At 71.4% G+C, this 26,302-nt stretch carries 18 protein-coding genes and 3 tRNA genes; 3 read left to right on the top strand and 18 right to left on the bottom strand.

Annotated elements, in window-relative coordinates:
- Positions 1-273: 273 nt before the first annotated feature.
- The 5 genes from ABZ234_RS09035 to rplJ all read right to left on the bottom strand — a co-directional run bounded on the left by ABZ234_RS09035 (position 274) and on the right by rplJ (position 12,879).
- The gene (locus ABZ234_RS09035; RefSeq protein ID WP_355011650.1) at positions 274-3,363 is read right to left on the bottom strand and encodes a hypothetical protein; all 3,090 of its coding nucleotides are present in this window, start codon (positions 3,361-3,363) and stop codon (positions 274-276) included.
- A gap of 124 nt (positions 3,364-3,487) precedes the next feature.
- The gene (locus ABZ234_RS09030; protein ID WP_267946696.1) at positions 3,488-7,366 is read right to left on the bottom strand and encodes a DNA-directed RNA polymerase subunit beta'; all 3,879 of its coding nucleotides are present in this window, start codon (positions 7,364-7,366) and stop codon (positions 3,488-3,490) included.
- A 34-nt stretch (positions 7,367-7,400) separates the two neighbouring features.
- Positions 7,401-10,868: a DNA-directed RNA polymerase subunit beta gene (gene rpoB / locus ABZ234_RS09025; protein WP_355011649.1), complete on the bottom strand. Its 3,468-nt coding sequence runs from the start codon at positions 10,866-10,868 to the stop codon at positions 7,401-7,403.
- Between the two features lie 1,002 nt (positions 10,869-11,870).
- On the bottom strand, positions 11,871-12,254 hold the full coding sequence (gene rplL, locus ABZ234_RS09020) for a 50S ribosomal protein L7/L12 (RefSeq protein WP_267946698.1): 384 nt from the start codon (positions 12,252-12,254) through the stop codon (positions 11,871-11,873).
- A gap of 97 nt (positions 12,255-12,351) precedes the next feature.
- Positions 12,352-12,879 carry a 50S ribosomal protein L10 gene (rplJ, locus tag ABZ234_RS09015; protein WP_267946699.1) on the bottom strand — a complete coding sequence of 176 codons (528 nt, stop codon included), beginning with the start codon at positions 12,877-12,879 and terminating at the stop codon, positions 12,352-12,354.
- Between the two features lie 678 nt (positions 12,880-13,557).
- On the opposite strand from rplJ, the gene ABZ234_RS09010 reads away from it, so the two are divergent.
- On the top strand, positions 13,558-14,400 hold the full coding sequence (locus ABZ234_RS09010) for a hypothetical protein (RefSeq protein ID WP_344180386.1): 843 nt from the start codon (positions 13,558-13,560) through the stop codon (positions 14,398-14,400).
- 81 nt (positions 14,401-14,481) lie between these two features.
- On the opposite strand, the gene rplA is transcribed toward ABZ234_RS09010, so the two are convergent.
- The 5 genes from rplA to ABZ234_RS08985 form a co-directional block, all read right to left on the bottom strand.
- Entirely contained in the window at positions 14,482-15,159 is a 678-nt protein-coding gene (gene rplA / locus ABZ234_RS09005) for a 50S ribosomal protein L1 (protein ID WP_267946700.1), read from the bottom strand.
- Positions 15,160-15,281: 122 nt separating this feature from the next.
- Complete coding sequence (gene rplK, locus ABZ234_RS09000; protein ID WP_267946701.1) at positions 15,282-15,710, bottom strand: 50S ribosomal protein L11; 429 nt, start codon at positions 15,708-15,710, stop codon at positions 15,282-15,284.
- A 287-nt stretch (positions 15,711-15,997) separates the two neighbouring features.
- Entirely contained in the window at positions 15,998-16,810 is an 813-nt protein-coding gene (nusG, locus tag ABZ234_RS08995) for a transcription termination/antitermination protein NusG (protein ID WP_344180389.1), read from the bottom strand.
- A 170-nt stretch (positions 16,811-16,980) separates the two neighbouring features.
- The gene (gene secE, locus ABZ234_RS08990) at positions 16,981-17,235 is read right to left on the bottom strand and encodes a preprotein translocase subunit SecE (RefSeq protein WP_267946703.1); all 255 of its coding nucleotides are present in this window, start codon (positions 17,233-17,235) and stop codon (positions 16,981-16,983) included.
- A 100-nt stretch (positions 17,236-17,335) separates the two neighbouring features.
- A tRNA-Trp gene (locus ABZ234_RS08985) sits at positions 17,336-17,408 on the bottom strand.
- Between the two features lie 206 nt (positions 17,409-17,614).
- Between ABZ234_RS08985 and ABZ234_RS08980 the strand changes: the two genes are divergently transcribed.
- A complete protein-coding gene (locus tag ABZ234_RS08980; RefSeq protein ID WP_355011648.1) occupies positions 17,615-18,823 on the top strand; it encodes a pyridoxal phosphate-dependent aminotransferase in 1,209 nt (402 codons plus the stop codon).
- 112 nt (positions 18,824-18,935) lie between these two features.
- Entirely contained in the window at positions 18,936-20,021 is a 1,086-nt protein-coding gene (locus ABZ234_RS08975) for an adenosine deaminase (RefSeq protein ID WP_355011647.1), read from the top strand.
- On the opposite strand, the gene ABZ234_RS08970 is transcribed toward ABZ234_RS08975, so the two are convergent.
- From ABZ234_RS08970 to ABZ234_RS08935, 8 genes are all read right to left on the bottom strand, one after another.
- Positions 19,984-20,577, bottom strand: coding sequence for a TMEM165/GDT1 family protein (locus tag ABZ234_RS08970; protein ID WP_355011646.1), 594 nt, complete (start codon positions 20,575-20,577; stop codon positions 19,984-19,986). The two genes, ABZ234_RS08975 and ABZ234_RS08970, sit on opposite strands and share 38 nt — an antisense overlap.
- 403 nt (positions 20,578-20,980) lie before the next feature.
- Entirely contained in the window at positions 20,981-22,090 is a 1,110-nt protein-coding gene (locus tag ABZ234_RS08965) for a UDP-N-acetylmuramate dehydrogenase (RefSeq protein WP_355011645.1), read from the bottom strand.
- A 27-nt stretch (positions 22,091-22,117) separates the two neighbouring features.
- A complete protein-coding gene (locus ABZ234_RS08960; RefSeq protein ID WP_267946708.1) occupies positions 22,118-22,543 on the bottom strand; it encodes a MaoC family dehydratase in 426 nt (141 codons plus the stop codon).
- A 31-nt stretch (positions 22,544-22,574) separates the two neighbouring features.
- The gene (locus tag ABZ234_RS08955) at positions 22,575-23,018 is read right to left on the bottom strand and encodes a MaoC family dehydratase N-terminal domain-containing protein (RefSeq protein WP_267946709.1); all 444 of its coding nucleotides are present in this window, start codon (positions 23,016-23,018) and stop codon (positions 22,575-22,577) included.
- A 134-nt stretch (positions 23,019-23,152) separates the two neighbouring features.
- Complete coding sequence (gene rpmG, locus ABZ234_RS08950) at positions 23,153-23,317, bottom strand: 50S ribosomal protein L33 (RefSeq protein ID WP_013156089.1); 165 nt, start codon at positions 23,315-23,317, stop codon at positions 23,153-23,155.
- 102 nt (positions 23,318-23,419) lie between these two features.
- A tRNA-Met gene (locus ABZ234_RS08945) sits at positions 23,420-23,495 on the bottom strand.
- A gap of 100 nt (positions 23,496-23,595) precedes the next feature.
- Positions 23,596-23,671, bottom strand: a tRNA-Thr gene (locus ABZ234_RS08940).
- 228 nt (positions 23,672-23,899) lie between these two features.
- Positions 23,900-25,912 carry an AAA family ATPase gene (locus ABZ234_RS08935; protein WP_267950529.1) on the bottom strand — a complete coding sequence of 671 codons (2,013 nt, stop codon included), beginning with the start codon at positions 25,910-25,912 and terminating at the stop codon, positions 23,900-23,902.
- Positions 25,913-26,302: the final 390 nt, after the last annotated feature.

Below are 26,302 nucleotides of genomic sequence, written 5' to 3'. Positions count from 1 at the left end.
TCCTCAACTGGTGGGACCGAGGCGCCGCACACGCACGTGTGACCCGTCGACTCACGGGCACAATCACACAGGCTACCGTTTACCGTCTGGGCGGTCAAAACGGTGTGCGACATGGCGAGAATCATGGAACCGGTTCTCGCGTAGCCGTGGGTCACCGCCAGTCTACGCGCTCCCGGAGTCGTTTCGCCCCGGGTTCCCCCGGAGACCGTCGACGGGCGGCCCGGGCATGCGGCCGCTCCCCCGGAACATTGTCCTGGAGGAGCGGCCGCGGCGCTACAGGACCAGCCAGATGGCGACGGAGATCACCGTCACCAGGATGCCGACCACCGCGAACACCGTGCCGACGGTGATCAGTCCGAGGCCGTCGAGCTCCCCGCGCGAGGCGCGGATCGCCTTCTTGGCCTTGGGCCCCGTGATCAGGAGCGCCAGCAGAGCTGTGACCAGACCGATGCCGGGGAGCAGCGAGGCGATGCCCAGCCACAGGGTGACGGTCGCCCCCTTCTCCGTGTCCGGCAGGAAGTCGATGCTGTCGTAGCCGGGGTACGGGTCGCCGGGCTCCCCGCCCAGGGGACGGTCCACGAAGCCGGGGAACTCCTCGGCGATGGGGTCCTTGCGGCGCCTGCGGGAGGCCGGGGCCTCCGGCATGCCGTAGTCCGCCGGGGTGAAGCCGTCGTCGTACTCGCTCTCCCCCGCCGGCTCCGGCTCGTCGTGGTCCCAGGTGTCCTCGGGGATGCTCGGCGCCTCGAAGACCTGGGTGGCGCCGTCGGGGACGCCGTCCTCCCCGGGACCGCCCCGGCGCACCGGGCCGTCGTCGTACCCCTCGTCGTCGTACTCCTCGTCCGCGAACGCCTCGTCCGCGTATCCCTCGGCCTCCCGGGAGCGGGCGCGCGACTGCATGTCCGCGATGGCCGCCAGGGGGTCGTCCACGGACGGCGCGCCACCGGTCCGCTCCCCGCCCGGGGCCCCGTCGTGCAGCCGGTCGTTGTCCGCCCAGGCCGAGGGGGCGTCCCCGTCCGTGCCGTCGTCTCCCCAGGCCCCGGTGTCGGAGGACCTGGCGGACTCGCGCCGGCGCTCCTCCGCCTCCCGGACGATGTCGGGGAGGCGGGGGTCGTTGCGGTCGAACGCCCAGGTGTTGCCGCTCCCCGACCCGAACCCGCCCGGGTCGGGTGCCGGGGCGGGGGCGGGGGCGGGCGGTGACAGCTCGTCGTCGTAGCCGTCGGTCCACGACTCGTCGGTCCCCGCGCCGGACCACGCGTCGGCGGTCTCCCTGGCGGGCGCCCAGGAGTCCAGGCCGCCGGTGTCGGCCGCGGACCCGCGACCTCCGTTCCGCGGCCCTGCGGCGGCGTCACGGTCCTCTCCTGCGGCGGCGCCGCGGTCGGCGGCCGGCCCCCAGGAGTCCGAGCCGAGTTCGTCGTCGTCCCACGAGCGGCCGTCGGCGGCACGGTCGCCGGAGGGCGCCCCGTGGGCCTCGTGGCGGGGAGCCGCGTCCCAGGAGCCGTGCTCCGGTCCCGCCGTGCCGTCCGAGGGGGCGTCGGCGCCCCACGCGGACGGTCGGCGGTCGTCGGACAGCTCGTCGTCCCAGAGCGGGGCCGCGGGGGCCGTGTCGCCGACGGGGGACCGGCCACCCGGCCCCTCGGGGCCCTGCCGGTCCTCGGGGCCTGCGCCCCAGGCGGTGGCGTCCCGGTCCTCGTCCCAGGCGCGGTCCGCGCCGCCGACGGGGCCGTACCCGGAGGGCGCGTCGTCCCAGGGGCGGTCCCCGTTCGCGGGGGCTCCGGTGTCCCAGGGGCGGTCCCCGGCGTCGGCCGGGGGCGTCCAGGGGGCGTCCGCGCCGCCGGACGGCCCGTCGTCCCACGGGCGCGCGTCGCCCGTCCCGGGGCCGGTCACGGGCGCGTCGGTACCGGAGGGGGCGGAACCGCCCACCGGGACGTCCGGGGACCAGCGGTCCTGCTCCCGGTCCTCCGAGCGGCCCACCGGGCCGTCCGCGCCCCACGGGTCCCGGAGGGGCTCACCGATCCCGCCGAGGGCGGGGTCCGGCTCCCACGACCGCGTGTCGGCCGGGGACTGCGGGGTCCAGGCGTCGGCTCCCCGGGAGGGGGACCACGCCTCGCGGCCGTCCTCCACCTCGGGGGCCTCGTCCCACGGGCGCGCGTCGGTCGCCGCGGGACCGGTCACGGGCGCGTCAGTACCGGAGGGGGCGGAACCGCCCACCGGGACGTCCGGGGACCAGCGGTCCTGCTCCCGGTCCTCCGAGCGGCCCACCGGGCCGTCCGCGCCCCACGGGTCCCCTGCGGGGGCCGCGGGGGCGTCCGGGGTCCACGCGTCCCGCGCGTACACGTCGGATCCGCCCGCCGGGGCGCCGGCGTCCCACGCAGCGGGACCGCGCGCGCCCTCGGGGTCCCACGCCGTGGAACCCTCCGTACGGTTCCCCGGGGCCTCGCGGCCGTGCCCGCCCGCGGGTGCTTCGTCCCACGGGCGCGCGTCGTCCGACGGCTCCGGGGTCCGTGCGTCGGCGTCGCGGGCCGGGGCCCACGCCTCGGGACCGCCGTCGCCGAGACCGTCCCCGGGGACGTCGGTACGCCACGCGTCCTGCCCGCGGGTGTCGGAGCGGTCTGCCGGTGCATCGCTCCAGGCGTCCCGCGCGTACACGTCGGATCCGCCCGCCGGGGCGCCGGCGTCCCACGCGGCGGGACCGCGCGCGCCCTCGGGGTCCCACGCCGGGGAACCCTCGGGCCGGGCCGCGGGGGCGTCCCAGGCGGACGGGTCGCGCGACCCGTCGAGGGGCGCCTCGCTCCTCCAGGCGTCGGAGGCGCGGTCGGGCGACGCGTACCCGGTGTCCGGGAAGCCCTCCCCTCCCCGTGGGCCCGGTGCGGGCGCCTCCGGCTCGTCCCGGCCCGCGGTCCAGGCGTCACCGGGACCGGCCGGCGCCTCGGCGCCGCCCGCCGCCGGGTCGGTCCGGGGCGCGGCCCAGGAGTCCATGCGGCCGGCCGGTTCCTCGCCCGGGTCCTCGGAGGGCAGGGGAACCTCGGCGCTGGCCGCGACGCTGGGCAGGCTCGGTTCCTCCGGTTCCCCCGGCACCCGGGTCAGCGGCTGGTACGCCGACTGCCCCGCCCCCGGGTAGGAGATCGGGTGCGAGGCGCCGGACGGCGGACCGCCGAGCGCCTCCGGGTACGGCTCGACCAGGGCCGGGCGCGACGCGCTCAGCCCCGTGTAGCCGCCGCTGTCGGGGAACACCGTCTCGGCGCCCTCGTCGGCTTCCTCACCCTCGAGCGGGTCCTGGTACTCCGACTGCGTGCGGTAGCGGTTCTCGCTCGGCTTGAACCAGTCCCCCGCACCGGAGTCCCGTCCGCCCCCGTGTTCAGTCATGCCTCTCCCGCCAGCGCAGTAGCGCCGTCTCCCCGTCCGCCGTGCGCGGACCCTCTACGCCGAACGGCGGCGGCACCACTCCCGGTCGGGAGTGGCTGGCCGCCGCCGTCAGTTCAAACCGCTCTTACCGGTTGTACGGCCCGAAGTCGTACTCCTCCAGCGGGACGGCCTCGCCGGACCCCTGACCGAAGGTGTACTCGCTCGGCTCCTCGTACCCGGAGACCGAGTACATCGAGGCCTTCGCCTCCTCGGTGGGCTCCACCCGGATGTTGCGGTACTGCGGAATACCGGTACCGGCCGGGATGAGCTTACCGATGATGACGTTCTCCTTGAGGCCGAGCAGCGGGTCGCTCTTGCCGTGGATGGCGTTCTCGGTGAGCACCCGGGTGGTCTCCTGGAAGGAGGCCGCCGACAGCCAGGACTCCGTGGCCAGCGAGGCCTTGGTGATCCCGAGCAGCACCGGGCGTCCGGCCGCGGGCTGTCCGCCCTCGGAGACGACGCGGCGGTTGATCCGCTCGAACTTCGGACGCTCGACCATCTCGCCGGGCAGGAGCTCGGTGTCGCCCGACTCCAGGATGTTCACCCGCTTGAGCATCTGGCGGACGATGATCTCGATGTGCTTGTCGTGGATGGACACACCCTGCGACTTGTACACCTCCTGGACCTCCGACACGAGGTGCTGCTGCACCGCGCGCGGGCCCTGGATACGAAGAACCTCGTGCGGGTTGATCGCACCCTGGATCAGCTGCTGGCCGACCGTGACGTGGTCGCCGTCGCTGACGAGGAGCTGCGCACGCATCGGGACCGGGTAGGCGATCTCGTCCGTGCCGTCGTCGGGGATGACGACGATCTTGCGGCTCTTCTCGGTGTCGTCGATCCGGATCCGGCCCTCCATCTCGGAGATCGGGGCCACACCCTTGGGGATGCGGGCCTCGAAGAGCTCCTGGACACGGGGCAGACCGTGCGTGATGTCCTGACCCGCGGAACCGCCCATGTGGAAGGTACGCATGGTCAGCTGGGTGCCGGGCTCACCGATGGACTGTGCCGCGATGATGCCGATCGCCTCGCCGACGTCCACCGGCTTGCCGGTCGCCATGGAGCGGCCGTAGCAGGTGGTGCAGACGCCGATCTTGGCCTCGCAGGTCAGCGACGAGCGGATGCGCACGCGGGTGAACCCGGCCGCGATCAGCTTGTCGATGTTCTGCTCGGAGGTGTCGCTGAGCGCGGGCAGGACGAGCTTGCCGTCCGGCCCCGTCACGTCCTCGGAGAGGGTGCGGCCGAAACCGGTGTTCTCGACGTTGTGCTTGCGCACGACGGCGCCGGCGGCGTTCTTCTCACCGATCTCGTGCCAGATCGAACGGTCCGTGCCGCAGTCGATCTCGCGGACGATGACGTCCTGCGCGACGTCCACCAGACGACGGGTCAGGTAACCCGAGTCGGCGGTGCGCAGGGCGGTGTCCGCCAGGCCCTTGCGCTGGCCGTGCGTGGAGATGAAGTACTCCAGCACCGACAGGCCCTCGCGGTAGGAGGACTTGATCGGACGCGGGATCGTCTCACCCTTGGTGTTGGAGACCAGGCCGCGGATACCCGCGATCTGGCGCACCTGCATCGGGTTGCCTCGGGCGCCGGACTGGACCATCATCCACACCGGGTTGTCGGCGGGGAAGTTGTCCTCCATGTTCTGCGCGACCTCGGCGGTGGCCTGGGTCCACACCTCGGTGAGCTCCTGGCGGCGCTCGTCGTCGGTGATGAGACCGCGGTCGTACTCGCGCTGGATCTTGTCGGCCTTGCGCTCGTACCCCTCGAGGATCTCCGTCTTGCGCGGAGGCGCGACGACGTCCTCGATGCCGATGGTCAGGCCGGACCGGGTGGCCCAGTGGTAGCCCGCGTCCTTCAGGGCGTCCAGGGTCGTGGCGACCTGGACCTTGGGGTAGTTCTCGGCGAGGTCGTTGACCAGGACCGAGACCTGCTTCTTGCCCACCTGGAAGTTGACGTACGGGTAGTCGACCGGGGTGGTCTCGTTGAAGAGGTACCGGCCCAGGGTCGTCTCCAGGACGTACACGTCGCCCTGCTGCCAGCCCTCCGGCGGCGTCCAGTCCTTCGGGGCCGGGGCGCCGTCGGCGATCCGCAGGCGGATCTTCGCCTGCAGGTCCAGGTCGCCCAGGTCGTAGGCCATGATCGCCTCGGCCGGGGAGCGGAACGCGCGGCCCTCGCCCTTGGCGTCGGCCTTCTCCGTCGTCAGGTAGTACAGGCCGATGATCATGTCCTGGGTGGGCATGGTCACGGGCTTGCCGTCGGACGGCTTGAGGATGTTGTTGGTCGCCAGCATCAGCAGCCGCGCCTCGGCCTGGGCCTCGGCGGACAGCGGCAGGTGCACGGCCATCTGGTCGCCGTCGAAGTCGGCGTTGAACGCCGTGCAGACGAGCGGGTGGATCTGGATGGCCTTGCCCTCGACCAGCTGCGGCTCGAAGGCCTGGATGCCCAGGCGGTGCAGCGTCGGGGCGCGGTTGAGCAGCACCGGGTGCTCGGTGATGACCTCTTCGAGGACGTCCCACACGACCGGGCGGGACCGCTCCACCATGCGCTTGGCGCTCTTGATGTTCTGCGCGTGGTTCAGGTCGACCAGGCGCTTCATCACGAACGGCTTGAAGAGCTCCAGGGCCATCTGCTTGGGCAGACCGCACTGGTGCAGCTTCAGCTGCGGGCCGACGACGATGACCGAACGGCCGGAGTAGTCGACACGCTTGCCGAGCAGGTTCTGGCGGAAGCGGCCCTGCTTGCCCTTGAGCATGTCGGACAGCGACTTGAGCGGCCGGTTGCCGGGACCGGTGACCGGGCGTCCGCGGCGGCCGTTGTCGAACAGCGCGTCGACGGCCTCCTGGAGCATCCGCTTCTCGTTGTTGACGATGATCTCGGGCGCGCCGAGGTCGAGCAGCCGCTTGAGGCGGTTGTTCCGGTTGATCACGCGGCGGTACAGGTCGTTGAGGTCGGAGGTCGCGAAGCGGCCGCCGTCCAGCTGCACCATCGGACGCAGGTCCGGCGGGATGACCGGGATGCAGTCGAGCACCATGCCCATGGGGCTGTTGGTGGTGTTGAGGAACGCCGAGACGACCTTGAGCCGCTTCAGGGCGCGGGCCTTCTTCTGGCCCTTGCCGGTGCGGATGGTCTCGCGGAGCTTCTCGGCCTCCACGTCCAGCTCGAAGTTGGCGAGCCGGTCCTGGATGGCCTGGGCGCCCATGCCGCCGCGGAAGTACTTCCCGAAGCGGTCCCGCATCTCGCGGTAGAGCATCTCGTCGCCCTCGAGGTCCTGGACCTTGAGGTTCTTGAAGCGGTTCCAGACCTCGTCGAGGCGGTCGATCTCACGCTGGGCACGGTCGCGGAGCTGGCGCATCTCGCGCTCGGCGCCCTCGCGGACCTTGCGGCGCGCGTCGCCCTTGGCGCCCTGCTCCTCGAGCTCGGCCAGGTCGGCCTCGAGCTTGCGGTGCCGCTCCTCGATGGTGGAGTCGCGGCGCTGCTCGAGGTGCTGCTTCTCGACCGAGATCCGCGCCTCCAGGGACTGGAGGTCGCGCTCACGGGCCTCGGTGTCCACCCACGTGACCATGTAGGCGGCGAAGTAGATGATCTTCTCGAGATCCTTCGGAGCCAGGTCCAGCAGGTAGCCCAGGCGGGAGGGCACGCCCTTGAAGTACCAGATGTGCGTGACGGGAGCGGCCAGCTCGATGTGGCCCATCCGCTCGCGGCGCACCTTGGCACGGGTCACCTCGACGCCGCAGCGCTCACAGATGATGCCCTTGAAGCGGACGCGCTTGTACTTGCCGCAGTAGCACTCCCAGTCCCGGGTCGGACCGAAGATCTTCTCGCAGAAGAGTCCGTCCTTCTCGGGCTTGAGGGTCCGGTAGTTGATGGTTTCGGGCTTCTTGACCTCGCCGTGCGACCACTGGCGAATGTCGTCGGCGGTGGCGAGGCCAATCCGCAGCTCGTCGAAGAAGTTGACGTCGAGCACTTAATTCGTCCCCTGCTCTCGAAATCCGCGGAAGTTAGACCTCTTCGACACTGCTGGGCTCTCGCCGCCCCAGGTCGATTCCCAGTTCTTCCGCCGCGCGGAAGACGTCCTCGTCACTGTCCCGCATCTCGATGGACATACCGTCACTGGACAGCACCTCCACGTTCAGACAGAGCGACTGCATCTCCTTGATGAGCACCTTGAAGGACTCAGGGATACCCGGCTCGGGGATGTTCTCGCCCTTGACGATGGCCTCGTAGACCTTGACCCGGCCCACCACGTCGTCGGACTTGATGGTGAGCAGCTCCTGGAGCGCGTAGGCGGCACCGTAGGCCTCCAGCGCCCAGACCTCCATCTCACCGAAGCGCTGACCGCCGAACTGCGCCTTACCGCCCAGCGGCTGCTGGGTGATCATGGAGTACGGGCCGGTGGAGCGCGCGTGGATCTTGTCGTCCACGAGGTGGTGGAGCTTGAGGATGTACTTGTAGCCGACCGAGATCGGCTCGGCGAACGGCTCGCCGGTGCGGCCGTCGAACAGGCGCGCCTTGCCGTCCTTGTTGATGAGGCGGTTGCCGTCCTTGTTCGGGCGCACCGACTGGATCAGGCCGCTGAGCTCGTCACCGTGCAGGCCGTCGAAGACCGGGGTGGCCACGCGCGAGTTCGGCGGGACCTCGGCCGCGCCGATCGCGTGGAGCGACTTCTGCCACTCCTCCTCCACCCCCTCGACCAGCCAGCCGTTCTTGGCCAGCCACCCGAGGTGGACCTCCAGGACCTGGCCGACGTTCATCCGGCCGGGCACGCCCAGCGGGTTGAGGATGATGTCGACCGGGGTGCCGTCCTCCAGGAAGGGCATGTCCTCCTGCGGCAGGATCTTGGAGATGACGCCCTTGTTGCCGTGGCGGCCGGCGAGCTTGTCACCGTCGGTGATCTTGCGCTTCTGGGCCACGTAGACGCGGACCATCTCGTTGACGCCGGGGGCGAGCTCGTCGCCCTCCTCGCGGCTGAACACGCGCACGCCGATGACCTTGCCGGTCTCGCCGTGCGGCACCTTCAGGGAGGTGTCGCGGACCTCGCGGGCCTTCTCGCCGAAGATGGCGCGCAGCAGGCGCTCCTCCGGGGTCAGCTCGGTCTCGCCCTTGGGCGTGACCTTGCCGACGAGGATGTCGCCGTCCACGACCTCGGCGCCGATCCGGATGATGCCCCGGTCGTCGAGGTCGGCCAGGACCTCCTCGCTGACGTTGGGGATCTCGCGGGTGATCTCCTCCGGGCCCAGCTTGGTGTCGCGGGCGTCGACCTCGTGCTCCTCGATGTGGATCGAGGAGAGGACGTCGTCCTGCACCAGGCGCTGGGAGAGGATGATCGCGTCCTCGTAGTTGTGGCCCTCCCAGGACATGTAGGCCACGAGCAGGTTCTTGCCGAGCGACATCTCACCCTGGTCGGTGGAGGGTCCGTCGGCGAGGACCTGGTTGGCCTCGACCCGCTGGCCCTCGGTGACGATCGGCCGCTGGTTGAAGCAGGTGCCCTGGTTGGAGCGCTGGAACTTGCCCATGCGGTACGTCTTGCGCGTGCCGTCGTCCGCCATGATCGTGGCGTAGTCGGCGGTGACGTCCTCGACGACGCCGGCCTTCTCGTTGAGGATGACCTCACCGGCGTCGGTCGCGGCGCGGTACTCCATGCCGGTGCCGACGAACGGCGACTCGGCGCGCAGCAGCGGCACGGCCTGGCGCTGCATGTTGGAGCCCATGAGCGCGCGGTTGGCGTCGTCGTGCTCCAGGAACGGGATCATGGCGGTGGCGACCGACACCATCTGGCGCGGCGACACGTCCATGTAGTCGACCTCGTCGGTGCTGACCTGCTCGAACTCCCCGCCCTTGCGGCGCACGAGCACGCCGGCCTCGGCGAAGGTGCCGTCGGCGTTCAGCGGCGTGTTGGCCTGCGCGATGACGTACAGGTCCTCCTCGTCCGCGGTCAGGTAGTCGACCTGGTCGGAGATGCGCCCGTCGATGACCTTGCGGTACGGGGTCTCCACGAAGCCGAAGGAGTTGACCCGCCCGTAGCCCGCCAGGGAGCCGATCAGACCGATGTTGGGACCCTCGGGGGTCTCGATCGGGCACATGCGGCCGTAGTGGGAGGGGTGCACGTCGCGCACCTCGAAGCCCGCGCGCTCACGGGACAGACCGCCCGGACCCAGCGCCGAGAGGCGGCGCTTGTGGGTCAGGCCCGCGAGCGGGTTGGTCTGGTCCATGAACTGGGACAGCTGCGAGGTGCCGAAGAACTCCTTGATGGAGGCGACGACGGGACGGATGTTGATCAGGGTCTGCGGCGTGATCGCCTCGACGTCCTGGGTAGTCATCCGCTCGCGGACGACGCGCTCCATGCGGGCCAGGCCCAGGCGGACCTGGTTCTGGATGAGCTCGCCGACGGTGCGCAGGCGGCGGTTGCCGAAGTGGTCGATGTCGTCGGTCTCGATCGGGCGGAGGCCGTTGACGGTCTCCTTCTCCACCTCGCCCGCGTGCAGGCGGACCATGTAGTCGATCGTGGCGACGATGTCGTCCTCGGTCAGCGTGCCCTGCGTGTAGTCGGCGTCGAGGCCGAGCTTCTTGTTGATCTTGTAGCGGCCGACCTTGGCGAGGTCGTAGCGCTTGGGGTTGAAGTAGAGGTTCTCCAACAGCGCCTGGGCCGACTCCTTCGTGGGCGGCTCTCCGGGGCGCAGCTTGCGGTAGATGTCCAGCAGCGCGTCGTCGGTGCCCGCCGTGGGGTCCTTCTCCAGCGTGTTGCGGATGGACTCGTACTGGCCGAACCGCTCCAGGATCTGGTCGGTGGTCCAGCCCAGCGCCTTGAGCAGGACGGTGACGCCCTGCTTGCGCTTGCGGTCGATGCGGACGCCGACGAAGTCGCGCTTGTCGACCTCGAACTCCAGCCAGGCGCCGCGGGACGGGATGACCTTGCAGCCGAAGAGGTCCTTGTCGGTGGTCTTGTCGACGGACCGGTCGAAGTAGACGCCCGGGGAGCGGACCAGCTGGGACACGACGACGCGCTCGGTGCCGTTGATGATGAAGGTGCCCTTGACGGTCATGAGCGGGAAGTCGCCCATGAACACCGTCTGGCTCTTGATCTCACCGGTGTCGTTGTTGATGAACTCCGCCGTGACGAACATCGGGGCGGAGTAGGTCATGTCCTTGTCCTTGCACTCCTCCTCGGAGTACTTGGGCGGCTCGAACCGGTGGTCGCGGAACGAGAGGGACATGGTGCCCGAGAAGTCCTCGATCGGGCTGATCTCCTCGAAGATCTCTTCGAGACCGGACTGCTCCGGAACGTCCTTGCGGCCGGCGTTTCGGGCCGTCTCGACCCGGGTCTTCCACTTGTCGTTGCCCAGCAGCCAGTCGAACGACTCGGTCTGCAGGGCCAGAAGGTTCGGAACCTCGAGGGGTTCCTGGATACGGGCGAAAGAAACGCGGTGCGGACCAAGGGCGTTAGCGGAGGCGTTGCGCGAGGCTGCCAACAGGGGTCCTTCCGAAGGCTTGTGGCGGTTGAAGCGCGCACGCCAGACGATCCGTCACGAGAGGGACCGCCGCAACGCGGTTGAGACGGTCACATCGAGCGGGTGACGGGCCACCGTATGTCCAGAAATGGGATGGGTGGCAGCCGTGCACCGGCACAGGGATCACCAAAGGGCAGCGCAAAAGAGCAGTGTAGCCGAACACCACACCGCTGTCCACTCACGGTCCACAGCGCAACTCACGACACCGGCAGGATCACCCGTGAAGGGCGATCCGTCAAGCCCGGCCGTCGTCCCGCGCGGCCCGCGACGGAGAACCTCCGACCGTGGACCAGCCCCTCCGCCGTCTCCGGCACAGGGGTGTCCGGCCTCGGGCCGTCTGCCCGTCCGCTCCCCCGAGGGGGAGCCGTCCGCCGACGGACCGGCTCCGGTCCGCCGTCCCTCACAACCCTCGGGATCGCCCTCGACCGGGATCGGTGGAGCTGGCGCGCCTGCCCTGGCCCCAGGGGGTTGTGAGCCCGTCGGACACCCGAAAAGGTTCCCCCGCGGGGGGCGGGTAAACCCTCTCCCGGGGCCTCGTCGGGATTCCCGGGACGGGAGATTACCGCGTCCGGGGGACAGTTCGCACACGCGGCCCCTGACCTGGTGCTCCCGAACCGCCCCAGCTTCGCACACCCGGCGGAGCGAACGGCGTCGGAACACGGCGTACCCGGGGAGAGGGGACCTTCGTCGCACGGGTCCGGGACCAGGGGCCCTGTCGCGGCGGGCGCGGGGAGGGGCGGAGCGCCGCCGCCGCACCCGCAGGGCGCGGGGAGGGGCGGAGCGCCGCCGCCGCACCCGCAGGGCGCGGGTGCGGGGTGCGGGTGCGGGGTGCGGCACCCGGGCCGAGGGAGCCGGGCCCCCGCGCCCCACGGCCGGGTCCCGGGAACGCGAACGCGGCCGCCCCTCCCGGAGGAGGGACGGCCGCGTGGAGCAGACCAGCGGGCCTGTGCGGCCCGCGGAGGACTACTTGAGGGTGACGGTGGCGCCGGCGCCCTCGAGAGCGGCCTTGGCCTTCTCAGCGGCCTCCTTGTTGACGCCCTCGAGCAGCGGCTTCGGAGCGTTGTCGACCAGGTCCTTGGCCTCCTTGAGACCCAGGCTCGTGAGGCTGCGGACCTCCTTGATGACCTGGATCTTCTTGTCGCCGGCGGACTCGAGGACGACGTCGAACTCGTCCTTCTCCTCGACCTCGGCCGGAGCGGCACCCGCGGGGCCGGCGACGGCGACGGCGGCCGGGGCGGCAGCGGTGACGTCGAACTTCTCCTCGAAGAGCTTCACGAAGTCGGCCAGCTCGAGAAGGGTCATCTCCTCGAAAGCGGCAAGCAGGTCGTCGTTGCTGAGCTTCGCCATGATGCGGTTTCTCTTTCTCTACAGACACGCGCGCCTGTCGGCATCACGTGCGAGCCTTCGGCGGGGCGCCCTCGGCGCCCGCCGCGGTTCAAAAGGTTCAGGCAGCTTCCTGGGAACGCTTGTCCGCCAGGGCCTGCGCGAGGCGCACGGCCTTGGAGGGAAGCGCCTGGAAGACGGCGGCGGCCTGGCCCTGCTTGGCCTTGAGCGCGCCGGCAAGCTTCGCGAGGAGAACCTCGCGGGACTCCAGGTCGGCCAGCTTGGTGATGTCCTCGGCGCTCATCGACTTGCCGTCGATGATGCCGCCCTTGATCACCAGGGGCGAGTTCGCCTTCGAGAAGTCGCGCAGACCCTTGGCGGCCTCGACCACGTCACCGTGGACGAAGGCGATGGCGGACGGGCCCACCAGAAGATCCTGGATCTCCTGGTCGACGCCGGCCTCCTTGACCGCGATCTTGGTCAGCGTGTTCTTGACGATGCGAAAACGCGCGTTCTGGCCGAGGCTGTTGCGCAGGTCGGTGATCTGCGCGACAGTGAGCCCCCGGTATTCGGTCAGCACGGCGCCGCTCGACTCACGGAATTCCTCCGTGAGTTCGGCGACCGCGGCTGCCTTGTCCGGCCTCGCCATGGGACTCCTTCCAACATTGACTTCGATCCCGCGCCTGACGGCGGGGTGTCCCGCACCTCGCGGGGCGGAGTTCCTGACTCGTGCGCCGGAAACCGCCCCGGGCGGACTCGGAACGGACCCGCTCCGGCTCCGCCTGCCTTCCGGCCGGGGCCCGGTGGACCACCGGTACCGGCCGGTGCGGGTACGAGCGCCGGTCGGTTCCCAAGGACTCGCGCGATCGGCGTCAGCACGAGAAAAAGCCCCGAGCGCCAGGCGCACGGGGCACGACCGCGTTCTCTCGGCGCGGAGTGCGCGCCCGGAACGGGAAAGCTCTAGTGACACCTGCGCGGGCGCCCATCGCGGATGGGTCCTTAGGGCCACCCCTGCGGGTGGCGACCAGCGGTCTTCGGCAGCCTCCATCGTAACCGACGCCCGGGGGTGCTCGTCCCCTCCGGCGGAACCGCCGGTGTGATCGCGCGCACCCCGCGCACGCGCGGGGACCGTCGGTACATGTGCCGGACCGGCTCCAGGCTGTCCGCGCGCCCCGCGCACGCGCGGGAACCGTACGGGGAGACCGGCCGTCGAAGGGGCACTCGCGAATAATCGACCGATATGTCGGTTGTGTGCGGGAAGATGTCTCCCGGGCGCCCCCGCTCCCGGACGCGCCCGTCCCCCACCCGAAGAAAGCGGAACACCTTCGTGAAGACGCGTATGCCCTCCCTGCTCACGGCGGGAACCCTCGCCCTCGCCCTCACCGCCTGCGGCGGCGGCGCCCCGGAGGAGGAGGCGGTCGAGGTCGAGGCGGCCGAGGAGCCCGGAGAGGGCGGCGGTGTCCTGGACATGCTCGCCGAGCTCGCCTCGAGCACGCAGGAGGTCACCAACTACACGCTGGACCTCGACCTGTCCATGCCCGACCCCGAGCTCGGCACCGTGGACATGACGATGACCTACGAGGTCATGGACGACCCCGAGGCCGCGCAGGTCACCATGGTGATGCCCTTCGTCGGCGAGATGCTGCTGGAGCTCGCCGCCCTGGGCGGGGAGGACCCCGGCCTGACGGCCGAGGAGCTCGGCACGACCGTCCTCATCGTCCCCGCGGAGGGCGAGTCCCTGGTGTCCAACCACAACGGCCTCCAGGAGGTCGACACCCCCTGGGCCCGCGGCGTCCAGGACACCGCGGAGCTGGGCCCGCAGGAGATGTTCGACATCGCCTCGCTGCCCGACCTGGTCGGCGCCTTCGCCGAGATCGACCAGATCGAGGCGGCCGGCACCGAGGAGGTCGGCGGTGTCGAGACCACCCTCGTCGAGGGCACGATGACCACCGAGGAGATCGACGCCCTGGACGCCGAGCAGAAGCTCGCCGTGCTGGAGCTGATCGGTGACGTCAGCGGCTCCGTCGACGTGTCCATCTGGGTCGGCCGGGACGGCTTCCCGATGCGCCTCGACTTCTCCGACGAGGAGGCCGACGTGTCCATGGTCTTCTCCGAGCTGGGCGAGACCTCCTTCGAGATCCCCGGCGAGGACGAGATCACCGACCTGTAGGGGCCCGGTACGAGGAACGGCCCCCGCGTCCGGTGGACGCGGGGGCCGTCGCCGTCTGCGGGACGGCTACACGGAAGGACGTCAGGCGTCGAGCGGGATGCTCGGGCCCATGGTCGTGCTGACCACGGCCTTCTTGATGTAGCGGCCCTTGGCGGCGGACGGCTTGAGGCGGTTCACCTCGTCGATCGCGGCCTGGTAGTTCTCCAGGAGCTGCTGCTCGCCGAAGGAGGCCTTGCCGATGATGAAGTGCAGGTTCCCGTGGCGGTCCACGCGGAACTCGATCTTGCCGCCCTTGATGTCGGTCACGGCCTTGGCCACGTCCGGGGTGACGGTGCCCGTCTTCGGGTTCGGCATCAGGCCGCGCGGGCCGAGCACGCGGCCCAGGCGGCCGACCTTGCCCATGAGGTCCGGGGTGGCGACGACGGCGTCGAAGTCGGTGTAGCCCTTGGCGACCTTCTCGATCATCTCGTCGTCGCCGATGATGTCGGCGCCGGCGGCGAGAGCCTGCTCGGCACGCTCACCGGTCGCGAAGACCAGGACCCGAGCGGTCTTGCCGGTGCCGTGCGGCAGGTTCACGGTGCCACGGACCATCTGGTCGGCCTTGCGCGGGTCGACGCCCAGGCGCAGGGCGACCTCGACGGTCGAGTCGAACTTGGAGCTGGAGGTCTCCTTGGCGAGCTTCACGGCCTCGGCGGGGCCGTGGAGCTTGTCGCGGTCCACCAGTTCGCTGGCTTTGCGGTAGGTCTTGCTGCGCTTCACGCTGTTCTCCTAGGGAACGTGTGGTCGTCGGGCCAGCGCCTGGCCCTGCCACGGTGGTTCTTGAACGTCGAGCGTCCCCGGTCGCCCCGCCCCGCCTGGGGTCGGCGCCACCGTGCGGGGGGCTACTTGACCTCGATGCCCATCGAACGGGCGGTGCCGGCGACGATCTTGGTCGCGGCCTCGATGTCGTCGGTGTTGAGGTCGGGCAGCTTGGTCTGCGCGATCTCGCGGACCTGCTCGGCGGTGATGGAGCCGGCCGTGGTGCGACCCGGGTCGGTGGCGGCCTTGTCCAGCCCGGCGGCCTTCAGGATCAGCTTCGGCGCCGGAGGCGTCTTGGTGACGAAGGTGAAGGAACGGTCCTCGTAGATGGAGATCTCTACGGGGATGACGTTGCCGCGCTGGGACTCCGTGGCAGCGTTGTACTGCTTGCAGAAGTCCATGATGTTGACGCCGTGCGGACCGAGAGCGGTACCAACGGGCGGCGCCGGGGTCGCCTGACCGGCGGGGAGCTGCACCTTGACGAGTGCGGCAAGTTTCTTCTTCGGAGGCATATCGGGTCCTTTGCCTGATCTGCGTTGTGTGCTGGTCCCTGGCCTCCCCGCGGCGCCGTGCGGTCGTGGCGATCGCGGCGGCACCGCTGCCGAAGGAGGCGCGGCCCCGCGCCGGAGGGCGCGGGGGCGACGGCCCGCCGGGACCTGGCGGGCCGTGACGTGCCCTGCCTGGGCGGGGCACGAGAGTGGGTCCACCGCGAGGGTGGACCCACCAAGTCTATGTCGCCGTGACGAGTGCCTTGACGGTCGTCCTGCGGGCACGGCGCCCCGCCGGACGGCGGCCCGGGTCAGATCTTGGCGACCTGGGTGAAGGACAGCTCGACCGGCGTCTCGCGGCCGAAGATCGACACCAGCACCTTGAGCTTCTGGGTGTCCGGGTTGATCTCGCTGACCGTGGCGGGCAGCGTGGCGAACGGGCCCTCCATGACCGTGACGGACTCGCCGATCTCGTAGGCCACGTCGGAGCGGACCTCGCCGCCGGCGCGGGCCTTCTGCGCCTGCTCCGGCTCCTGCTCCGGCTCGGGCGCGAGGAGCTTGGCGACCTCGGTCAGGCTCAGCGGGGCGGGCTTGTTGGACAGGCCCACGAAGCCGGTGACGCCGGGGGTGTTGCGGATCGCCGACCAGGACTCGTCGGTCAGGTCCATGCGGACGAGCACGTAGCCGGGCAGGACCTTCTCGGTGACCTGCTGGCGCTTGCCGCTCTTGACCTCGGTGACCTCGTGCTCGGGCACCTCGACCTGGAAGATGTAGTCCTCCATGTTGAGGGACTGGGTGCGGCTCTCGACGTTGGCCTTGACCCGCTTCTCGTAGCCCGCGTAGGTGTGCACGACGTACCAGTCGCCGGGCAGCAGGACCAGCTCGTTCTTGAACTCCTCGACGGGGTCGAGGCGCGGGGCCTCCTCGGCCTCCTCCTCGCCCTCGTCGTCGGCGTTCTCGTCGTCGGCGTTCTCGTCCGCGTCGCCGGTCAGAGCAGGGCTGTCGTCGTCGGCCTTGTCGGCCGCGTCCTCGGACAGCTCGCCCGCCAGGCCGGTCTCTTCCGCAGACGACTGATCCGGCTCCTCATCGGGGAAGTCGTCAGAGGTCAGTGGGGACTCGGACACGGCTGCTCTTTCTCTCGTCGGATGCGCTCTGCGGAGCGACGCACGCCGAACAGCGGTCTGCGTCGAACCCAGTCATGCCAGCTTACGGTCTGTCCGGGCGGCGCGGGACCGACGCGCGGACGAGTGGGGCCGCGCCCCGGTCGTCCGGAGGCGCGGCCCAGAAGTCTCGGTCAGACGCCCGCCGGGCGGCCGAAGGTGCCGTAGAGCCAGGTGATGGCCTCGCCGAAGCCCCAGTCCAGGAGCGAGACGTAGCCGAGGACGACCACCACGAAGACGAGGACGACGATGGTGTAGGTCACCAGTTCGCGGCGCGTGGGCCAGCGAACCTTGCGCAGCTCACCGACGACCTGCTTGGTGAACGTCACCGGACCGGTACGACGCTTCGGCTCCTTGTCGGGCTTCGCGTCGGCGTCAGTCTGTGTCACCTGGGGTCCTTAGGGTCGCGGGCTGCCAGAAATCCCCGTAGTTCCGATGCCCCGTGCGGAGTGCCGGCCCGGAGGCCGCCACTCCGCTCGCGCGGACTTGCAGGGCAGGAGGGACTCGAACCCCCAACCGCCGGTTTTGGAGACCGGTGCTCTACCAATTGAGCCACTGCCCTTGACGGAAACTGCGCTCCCACCATAGCCGGTCGCCGCGCGCTACGCACACTGATGGCCCGGTAACACCTGGGCCACGACCGTTCGGCGCGACCGAGTGTATGCCCATTCGCCCGATCTGACCAAACCGCCGGAGGACCGGCGCCCCCTCCGGAGGCGCCTCGCGGGCTCCCTGCCCGGGACGGGCCCGCGTGGCACCATGGGCGCCATGAGCGACCGACCCCGTGTCTCCGCACGCATCAGCGCCGTCTCCGAGTCCGCCACCCTCGCCGTGGACGCCAGGGCCAAGGCCATGAAGGCGGAGGGCCGCCCCGTCATCGGCTTCGGCGCGGGAGAGCCCGACTTCCCGACGCCCGACCACGTCGTCGAGGCGGCCGTCGCGGCGGCGCGCGACCCGCGCTTCCACCGCTACACGCCGGCGGGCGGCCTCCCCGAACTGCGCGAGGCCGTAGCGGAGAAGACCCGGCGGGACTCCGGCTACGCGGTGGAGCCCTCGCAGGTGCTGGTGACCAACGGCGGCAAACAGGCCGTCCACGAGGCCTTCGCCGCCATGCTGGACCCGGGCGACGAGGTCCTCCTGGTCGCCCCGTACTGGACCACCTACCCCGAGTCGGTCAAGCTCGCGGGCGGCGTGCCGGTCTTCGTCGTCACCGACGAGAGCACCGGGTACATGGCGGGCGTGGAGCAGTTGGAGGCCGCGCGCACCGAGCGCACCAAGGTCCTGGTGTTCGTGTCCCCGTCCAACCCGACGGGCGCCGTCTACCCGCGCGAGCAGGTCCGGGCGATCGGCCGCTGGGCGGACGAGCACGGCCTGTGGGTCCTCACCGACGAGATCTACGAGCACCTGGTGTACGGCGGCGCCGAGTTCTCCTCCCTGCCCGTGGAGGTTCCGGAGATCGCCGACCGCACCGTCGTCGTGAACGGCGTCGCGAAGACCTACGCGATGACGGGTTGGCGCGTGGGGTGGATCATCGGCCCGAAGGACCTGGTCAGGGCCGCCTCCAACCTCCAGTCGCACGCCACCTCGAACGTCGCCAACGTCTCGCAGGCGGCCGCCCTGGCCGCCGTCTCCGGCGGCCTGGCCGCCGTGGAGGGGATGCGGGAGGCCTTCGACCGCCGCCGCAGGACGATGGTCCGGATGCTCGGCGGGATCGACGGCGTGGTCTGCCCGGAGCCGCGGGGCGCGTTCTACGCGTACCCGTCCGTGAAGGGCGTGCTCGGCAGGGAGGTGCGCGGCAGGACGCCCCGGACCTCCGCGGAGCTGGCCGAGCTCGTCCTGGAGGAGGCCGAGGTCGCCGTGGTGCCCGGCGAGGCCTTCGGCACCCCCGGCTACCTGCGCCTGTCCTACGCGCTCGGCGACGAGGACCTGGCGGAGGGCGTGGGGCGGCTCCAGAGGCTGCTGGGCGAGGTGCGGTAGCGGACGGCCCCCGCCCGTGCGGAGCGCGGCCCGGGGCGCCCGTCCGCCGCCCCGGCGCGGCAAGTACGGCGTCCTGGCACCGGGGGCGCCCGTGATACGGCAGGCTTGGTTCATGGAGACACCGACCACCGCTCGCCGATTGGACCGGCTGCCCAAGGCCCACCTGCACCTGCACTTCACCGGCTCGATGCGGCACTCGACCCTGGTCGAGCTCGCCGGGGAGCGAGGAGTGCACCTTCCCCAGGCCCTGGTCGAGGAGTGGCCTCCCCGGCTCCGGGCCACGGACGAACGCGGCTGGTTCCGCTTCCAGCGCCTGTACGACATCGCCCGCTCGGTGCTGCGCAGGCCGGAGGACATGTACCGGCTGCTGCGCGAGGCCGCCGAGGACGAGCGCGAGGCCGGGTCCGCCTGGCTGGAGATCCAGGTCGACCCGAGCGGGTACGCGTCCCTCTTCGACGGCCTCACCGCCACCCTGGAGCTGATCCTGGACGCGGCCCGCGCCGCCGAGCGCGACACCGGCGTGGCCGTCGGCCTGATGGTGGCCGCCAACCGGACCAGGCACCCCCTCGACGCCAAGGCCCTGGCGCGGCTGGCCCGGCAGTACGCGGGCAAGGGGGTCGTCTCGTTCGGGTTGAACAACGACGAGAGGCGCGGGCGCGCACGCGAGTTCGAGGGCGCCTTCAGGATCGCCCGCCGGGCCGGCCTGCTGTCCGCCCCGCACGGGGGCGAGCTCCAGGGGCCGCGCAGCGTGCGCGAGTGCCTGGACGAGTTGAGCGCCGACCGGATCGGGCACGGCGTCCGCGCCGTGGAGGACCCGTACCTGGTCGAGCGGATCGCCACCCAGGAGGTCACCCTGGAGATCTGCCCGACCTCCAACGTGGGCCTGGGCGTGTACGAGGACCTGGAGCACCTGCCCCTGCGCAGACTCTTCGAGGCGGGGGTCCCGATCGCCCTGGGGACCGACGACCCGCTGCTGTTCGGCCCCCGCCTGGTGGAGCAGTACCGGATCGCGCGCGAGGTGTTCGGCTTCTCGGACGCCGAGCTGGCGGCGCTGGCGGGGATGTCGATCCGCGGGTCGGGCGCGCCGGACGCGCTGAAGAAGGAGCTGCTGGGCGGGGTGGAGGCCTGGCTGGCCTCGGAGCCCGAGCCCGTGCCGGACGCTACGTCAGGAGCATCCAGGCCCCCTGGCCGAGCATGACCGCTCCCGCCCCGAAGAACAGGACGGCGGCGCCGATCCGGATGGCGCGCTCGGGGAGCTTCTTGCCGAGGGCCGCGCCGAGGGCGATGGCGATGGCGTCGGCGGCGACCATGCCGAGGGTCGAGCCGATCCAGACGGGGAGCCAGTGGTGCTGGGTGCCGACCGTGATGGTGGCGAGCATGGTCTTGTCGCCGAGCTCGGCGACGAGGAAGACCACGAAGACGGTCATGAACGCGGAGCGGATGCGCCTGGAGGCGGCGCGCCTCTCGTCGTTCTCGGTCATCTCGTCGCCGCGCAGGGTCCACAGCCCGAAGAAGAGGAAGGCCGCGCCGGCGACGAGGGTGAGCCAGTCGGTGGGGATGGCGGCGCCCAGGACCTCGGCGAGGAGCACGCTCCCGGCGTGCACGACGAGGGTGGCCGCGGTGATGCCCAGGAGGACCGTCAGGGCCCGGTAGCGGGTGGCCAGCGACATCGCGACGAGTTGGGTCTTGTCGCCCATTTCGGCGATGAAGATGGCGACGGCGCTGAATCCGAGGCCCGCGAGAAAAGCGGTCATGCGTCTGCCTCCGTACGAGGTGTGCAGGGCGGAAGGAGGCGGAGAGCGCCCCTTCAACCCGGTCGTCCTGAACCGGGTCAAAGGTCTCGTCCGCCCGCCGCGCCGGAATTCGGCTCCCGTTTCACCGGGGGCCTCCTCGTCGGTTCGGGCTCGTACGACCGGGCCGTGGGGCGGCCAGTGTGTCGATCGCACGCATTGGGGACTACTCCCCTTCGACACCCGTACTTTATGCCGAAAGAACGGCGAATGGCAATTCATTGCCTCTTCGCATTTCTTTATTCGGAGCGGCTCATAAACGAGTTCGGTTCACCGAACTTCTTTCTTGGGGAAAGGCCACTCCGTTGTGCGGCACGGCGGCCCCCGGCCGCCCGCGGGCCGGTGCGGCGGTCGGGGGCGCGAGGCGTCAGAGGGAGACGCCGACCATCACGGGCTCGTTGACCAGGCGGACCCCGAAGGCCTCCTCGACGCCGTCGCGGACGTCCCGGGCCAGGGCCAGGAGGTCCTCGGTGGTGGGCGCCCCCGGGACGGTGGTGAGGGCGAGCACGTGCTTGGAGGAGACGCGGGCGGTCCCCCTGGCGTGGCCGCGGAACCCCGCCCGGTCGATGAGCCAGGCCGCGGACAGCTTGACGTTGCCGTTCCCGTCGGGGTGGCCGGGCATCCCGGCGTCCGCGCCGAGCCGCCGGTCCGCCCGTGCGCGCACCTCGGCGAACTCCTCGGCCGTGACCACCGGGTTGGTGAAGAAGGAGCCGGCGCTGCGGGTGTCGGGGTCGTCGGGGTCCAGGACCATGCCCTTGCCCCTGCGCAGGCCCAGGACGGTCTCCCTGGCGCGCTCCAGCGGCACCCTGTCCCCCGCTTCGGCACCCAGGGTGCGGGCGACCTCCGCGTAGGCGATCGGGCGGCTGAGCTTGGCCCGGCGGAGGGCGAACACGACCTCGCACACCACGTACCGGTCGTCGCCCTTGAAGGCACTGTCGCGGTAGGTGAACCCGCACTCGGCGTTGCCCAGGACGCGCCGCTCGCCGGTCCGCCGGTCGTAGACCAGCACCTCGCGGATGGTCTGGCTGACGTCCTGGCCGTAGGCGCCGACGTTCTGGATGGGGGTGGAGCCGACCCGGCCGGGGATGCCGGAGAGGAACTCCAGGCCGTTGAGCCCCTCGGCGACGGTGCGCTCCACGAGCGGGTCCCACTCGACGCCCGCCTCGGCGCGCAGCAGCACGACGGGCTCCCCCGTCCCGGGGTCGGTGTCGCCGGTCTCCTCGAAGGAGGCCCCGGGCGTGTCCACGAGGACCACGGTGCCCGGGAACCCGTCGTCGGAGACGACCAGGTTGCTCCCGCCCCCCAGGACGAGGACGGGCTCCCCCGCGGCGTCGGCCGCGGCGACCGCCCCGACCAGCTCGTCGGTCGTACGGGCCGTCCGGGAGGTCGTCGCCGGGCCGCCGAGGCCGAGCGTGGTGTGGTCGCAGAGCCAGAGGACCTGGTTCCGGGGGGCCTCGTTCTCGTGGACTGTGGACACGGTCACCTCACTGCTTCGCTACTGCCGTCAGGCCAGGCGGACGACGGCTTTGGACTGCACCAGGACCTTCGCGCCGCCGGAGCGGGCGGTCAGCAGGACCGTGACGGTGCCGTCGTCGTTCTTGGACTTGACCTTGCCGCCGACGGTGATCTCGGCCCCCTCGTCGTCGTCCGGGACGACCACGGGCGCGGAGAAGCGCACCGAGTAGTCGACGACGCAGCCGGGGTCCCCGGTCCAGTCGGTGAGCACCCGCGCGGCCTCGGCCATCGTGAACATGCCGTGGGCGATGACGTCGGGGAGCCCGACGGACTTGGCGAAGCGCTCGTTCCAGTGGATGGGGTTGAAGTCGCCGGAGGCGCCCGCGTAGCGGACGAGGTCCAGGCGGCGGACCGGGAAGGTCCGCTCGGGCAGCTCGGTGCCGACCTCGACGTCGGCGTGGCTCAGCCTGCTCACGATCGCGTTCCTCACGTTCCTGTGGATGGGGTCACTCGCCGCGCACGACGAGCATCATCGTGGTGGTGACCACGTGTTCGCCGTCGGCGTTGTCGGCCACGGTCTCCAGGGTGAGCAGTTCGTTGCCGCCGAGGGACTTGATGCCCGTGATGCGGGTGACGCTGCTGAGGACGTCGCCGGCGTGCAGGGGCCGGCTGTAGTGGAAGCTCTGGTCGCCGTGCACGACACGGGAGAAGTCGACCCCCAGCTCCGGGTCGGCGATGGCCTGCGCGGACCCGGCCATGCCCAGGATCACGGGGAAGGTGGGCGGCGCGATCACGTCGGGGTACCCGGCGGCCTTGGCGGAGGCCGTGTCGGTGTACACCGGGTTGGGGTCGTTGACCGCCTCGGCGAACTCCCGGATCTTGCCCCGGGTCACCTCGTAGGACTCCGGCGCGGGGTACTCCCGGCCGAGGTAGTCAGGGTTGATCGCCACGCTCTCCCTCTCCTGGTTCTGCAACGCGGGCCGGAGGGGCCCGGATACGCGAACAGCCCGGTGAGCGGATCGCTCACCGGGCTGGAAGTCTATGAGAAGCTCACGTCGGCCTCAGCCGCGCCGCTCGCGAGGACCTAGCGGGTCTCGCGGTGCTCGTTGTGCTTGCGGCAGTTCGGGCAGAACTTCTTGATCGCGAGCCGGTCGGGGGTGTTCCGACGGTTCTTGCGCGTGATGTAGTTACGGTGATTGCACTCCTGGCAGGCCAGGGTGATCTTCGGCCTCACGTCTGTGGCAGCCACTTCGGAGTGCCTTTCTCGCTGGAAACAGTACCTAGTGCGCAGTAGAACACTGCAAAGCGCCCGCGACGACCCCTGAGAACAGTGTCCCAGGGGTCAACGGGTTGGTAGCGGGGGCCGGACTTGAACCGACGACACAGCGATTATGAGCCGCTTGCTCTACCGACTGAGCTACCCCGCCCCGATCAACGGAACCCGGACCCCGTGGGGACCGGTCCCGGTTCAGGCCGGTAGATGCTCCACCGGCCACCCACCTGAGTGGACCGGACCTCGTCAAGTGGTGGAGCCCCTTTACGGAATCGAACCGTAGACCTTCTCCTTACCATGGAGACGCTCTGCCGACTGAGCTAAAGGGGCGCGCTGTGGGGCTTGTGTCGACCGCCCCGGGGGTGTTGCCCCCTTGCGCTGGTCATGACTATACAGGGATTCGGGGGTGGTCTGCCAAATCAAAGGCGCCGGCGACCCCGGCCTCCCGGACCGGCGGAGCGAAACCCCTGTTCGGAGCCGGTTTCCGGCCCTTCCGCGAGTCCGCATGTGATCCGGGCCGCTCCCGGCGTCCCTGGGCCGGGACGCCGGGGCCGGGCGTCAGAGCGCCCCGTCGGACACCCACACGTTGGACATGGCGTCCCTGTTGAGGGTGCGGATGGTCGCGGGCAGCCCGAGCCGGCGCAGCGCGTCGGAGAGCCGGGTGTCGTGCGTGAACACGATCAGCTGCCGGTGGCGGCCCACCTCCGCCAGGACCGAGGACAGCCCCTCGACGGTCTCGGTGTCCATCGCCTGGACGGGGTCGTCGAGCAGCAGGAAGCCGAACGGGTTGCCCTCCACCAGGGTGCGGGGCAGGCAGATGGACAGCGCCAGGGCCTGGAACTCCCCCTGGCTGAGCAGGCCGGGCGCGCTGGTCTGGTCGTCGACCCCGTCCACGGTCACGTCCACCTCGACCCGCCTCCGGGCGCCGCGCCCGATCAGGCGCATGCCCTGGAGGTCGATGTGGCGTTCCTGGCGCAGCCGGAACCACACCTGCTCGGCCTGTGAGGCGACCGGGCCGAGCCGTTCCGCCCGCAGGCCCCGGGCCTGGTCCGCCAGCCAGTTGAGGGCCGCCTCGGCGCTGTACAGGACGTCCCTGGCGCGGAGGGCGTCCTGCGCTTCGTCCAGCCAGGCGGCGAGCCGCTCGGCGAGGTCGCCCCAGCCTCCGCTGGGGTCCTCCAGCCGCTCGGTCGCGTCCCGGCGCGCGCTGATGGCGGCGGAGCGGAGCCGGCGGCCGACCGCCTCGATGTGCTCGGCCAGCTCGGCGAGGTCGGTGATGTCGGAGCCGGACTCCCACAGCGCCCACACCTGGCCCAGCTCGCTCTCCGGCGGCAGCCACCCGGGGACGGGGGAGAGCAGGAAGCGGGCCTGGTCCCGGGCGGCCGCGGCGCGCTCGTAGGCGGCCGAGGCCGGGGCGGCCTGGGTGCGCAGGGTCCTCAGCTGGGCGTTGGCCCTGCGGGCCCAGTCGGCGCCGAGGGCCCCCGGCGCGGAGCAGGTGGGGCAGGTGGTGTCGGAGGGGTGCCGCTTGTGGTGCTCCAGCGCCTGTTCGAGGAGCTGGACGACGCCGTGGGCGTGGTCGCCCTTGCTCCCCGCGGCCATGGCGAGCTCCATGGACGCCCCGCGCAGCTCGTTGACGACGTCGGCGATGACGGTCCGCTCGGGGACCGAGAGCCGCCGCAGGCGCCGCAGGACGACGTGCAGGGCGGGGTCGCTGGGCCCGTCGTCCTCGGCGATCCGGCGGAGCGCCTCGATGTCGAGGTGCTGCGCGCCGAGGAGGTGGACGGCCTGGGCGGCCCGGGGGTCGCCGGAGCCCCGGAGCGCGTCGACCAGGCGGCCGAGCTCCCTCGAGGGCCGGTCGCGCCGCTTGGCCAGGGAGTCGCAGACCTTGGCGAGCCTGCGCTCGGCCTCGGCCAGGCCGGTGAGGCCCAGGAGCGCGGTGAGCGTGTCGTAGAGCTCGGCCGAGCGCCCGGTGACGGTGCGCCCGAGCTCGTCGTAGGAGAGGAAGGGGCGGTAGCGGACGAGGCTCTCGCCCCAGTCGAGGGTGCGGAGCGGGGCCACCTCGCCGTTGGGGCGGACCACCTCGCCGCGCGCGGAGCGCACGCTCTCGCCGGTCCAGCGGCGGGTGATCCGGGTGGGGCCCTCGTCCCCGGCGACGTGGATGTCGACGGTCGCCTCGGTGCGTTCGTCGTAGTGCAGGTTGCGCCAGCCGTCCCGCCATCCGGTCGGCATCGCGTCCCAGCGGGGGTTGCGCCCGGTGAGGGCGGCCTCGGCCGCCTCCGCGAAGCTGGACTTGCCGGAGCCGTTGCGGCCGACGATGACGGTGAGCCCCGGGCCGGGCGGGAAGGTCAGCTCGGAGGGGCGGCCGATCCCGCGGAAGCCCTGGACACGGATACCGGTGAGGTAGGAGCGGCGGACCCGGCCCGGCGGCGCCGGCGCCGCCGACGGCCCGCCGGCGGCCGGGTCGGGGATGTGCTCGCCCTCGAGCAGCGCGGCGAGGGCGTCCTCGCCCCACAGTGCGGCGGTGACCCATGACCGGACCTCCCGTGGCAGCCCGGAGGCCGCCAGGGCGTCCAGGAGCGAGGTCGTGGTGGGGTCGTCCCCGGCCGGCGGGGCGCTCTGCGCGTCCGCACCGCCACCGTCGAACGTCTCGGGTACCCGAGTCACCTTCGTCACCCCGCTCTGTTGTCGTTGCCGCACAAGCAGACTAGGACAGGTGGGGAGGAAGCATTCGTGGTTCCCCCCTTCCCGGGCGCGCGGATCCGCTCCCGGCCCCGCCCGCCCGCAGGGGCCGGGCGGCGCTCCCCGGAGGGCTCTCCGCGCGGCGTCCGGCCGCCCCGCGCCGTCCCCGCGCGGGCAATGTGCGCTCCCCGTCCCCGGCCGGGGACGGGGGCGAGGCCGGGGACGGGCCTGCGGGCGGCGTGCCCGGGAGGGGACGCGCGCCGGGGCCGGAGGGCCCCGGGACGG

Source organism: Nocardiopsis sp. NPDC006198 (genome assembly GCF_040613895.1).
GTDB lineage: Bacteria > Actinomycetota > Actinomycetes > Streptosporangiales > Streptosporangiaceae > Nocardiopsis > Nocardiopsis tropica.
This window is presented reverse-complemented; position numbering and strand designations above follow the sequence as displayed.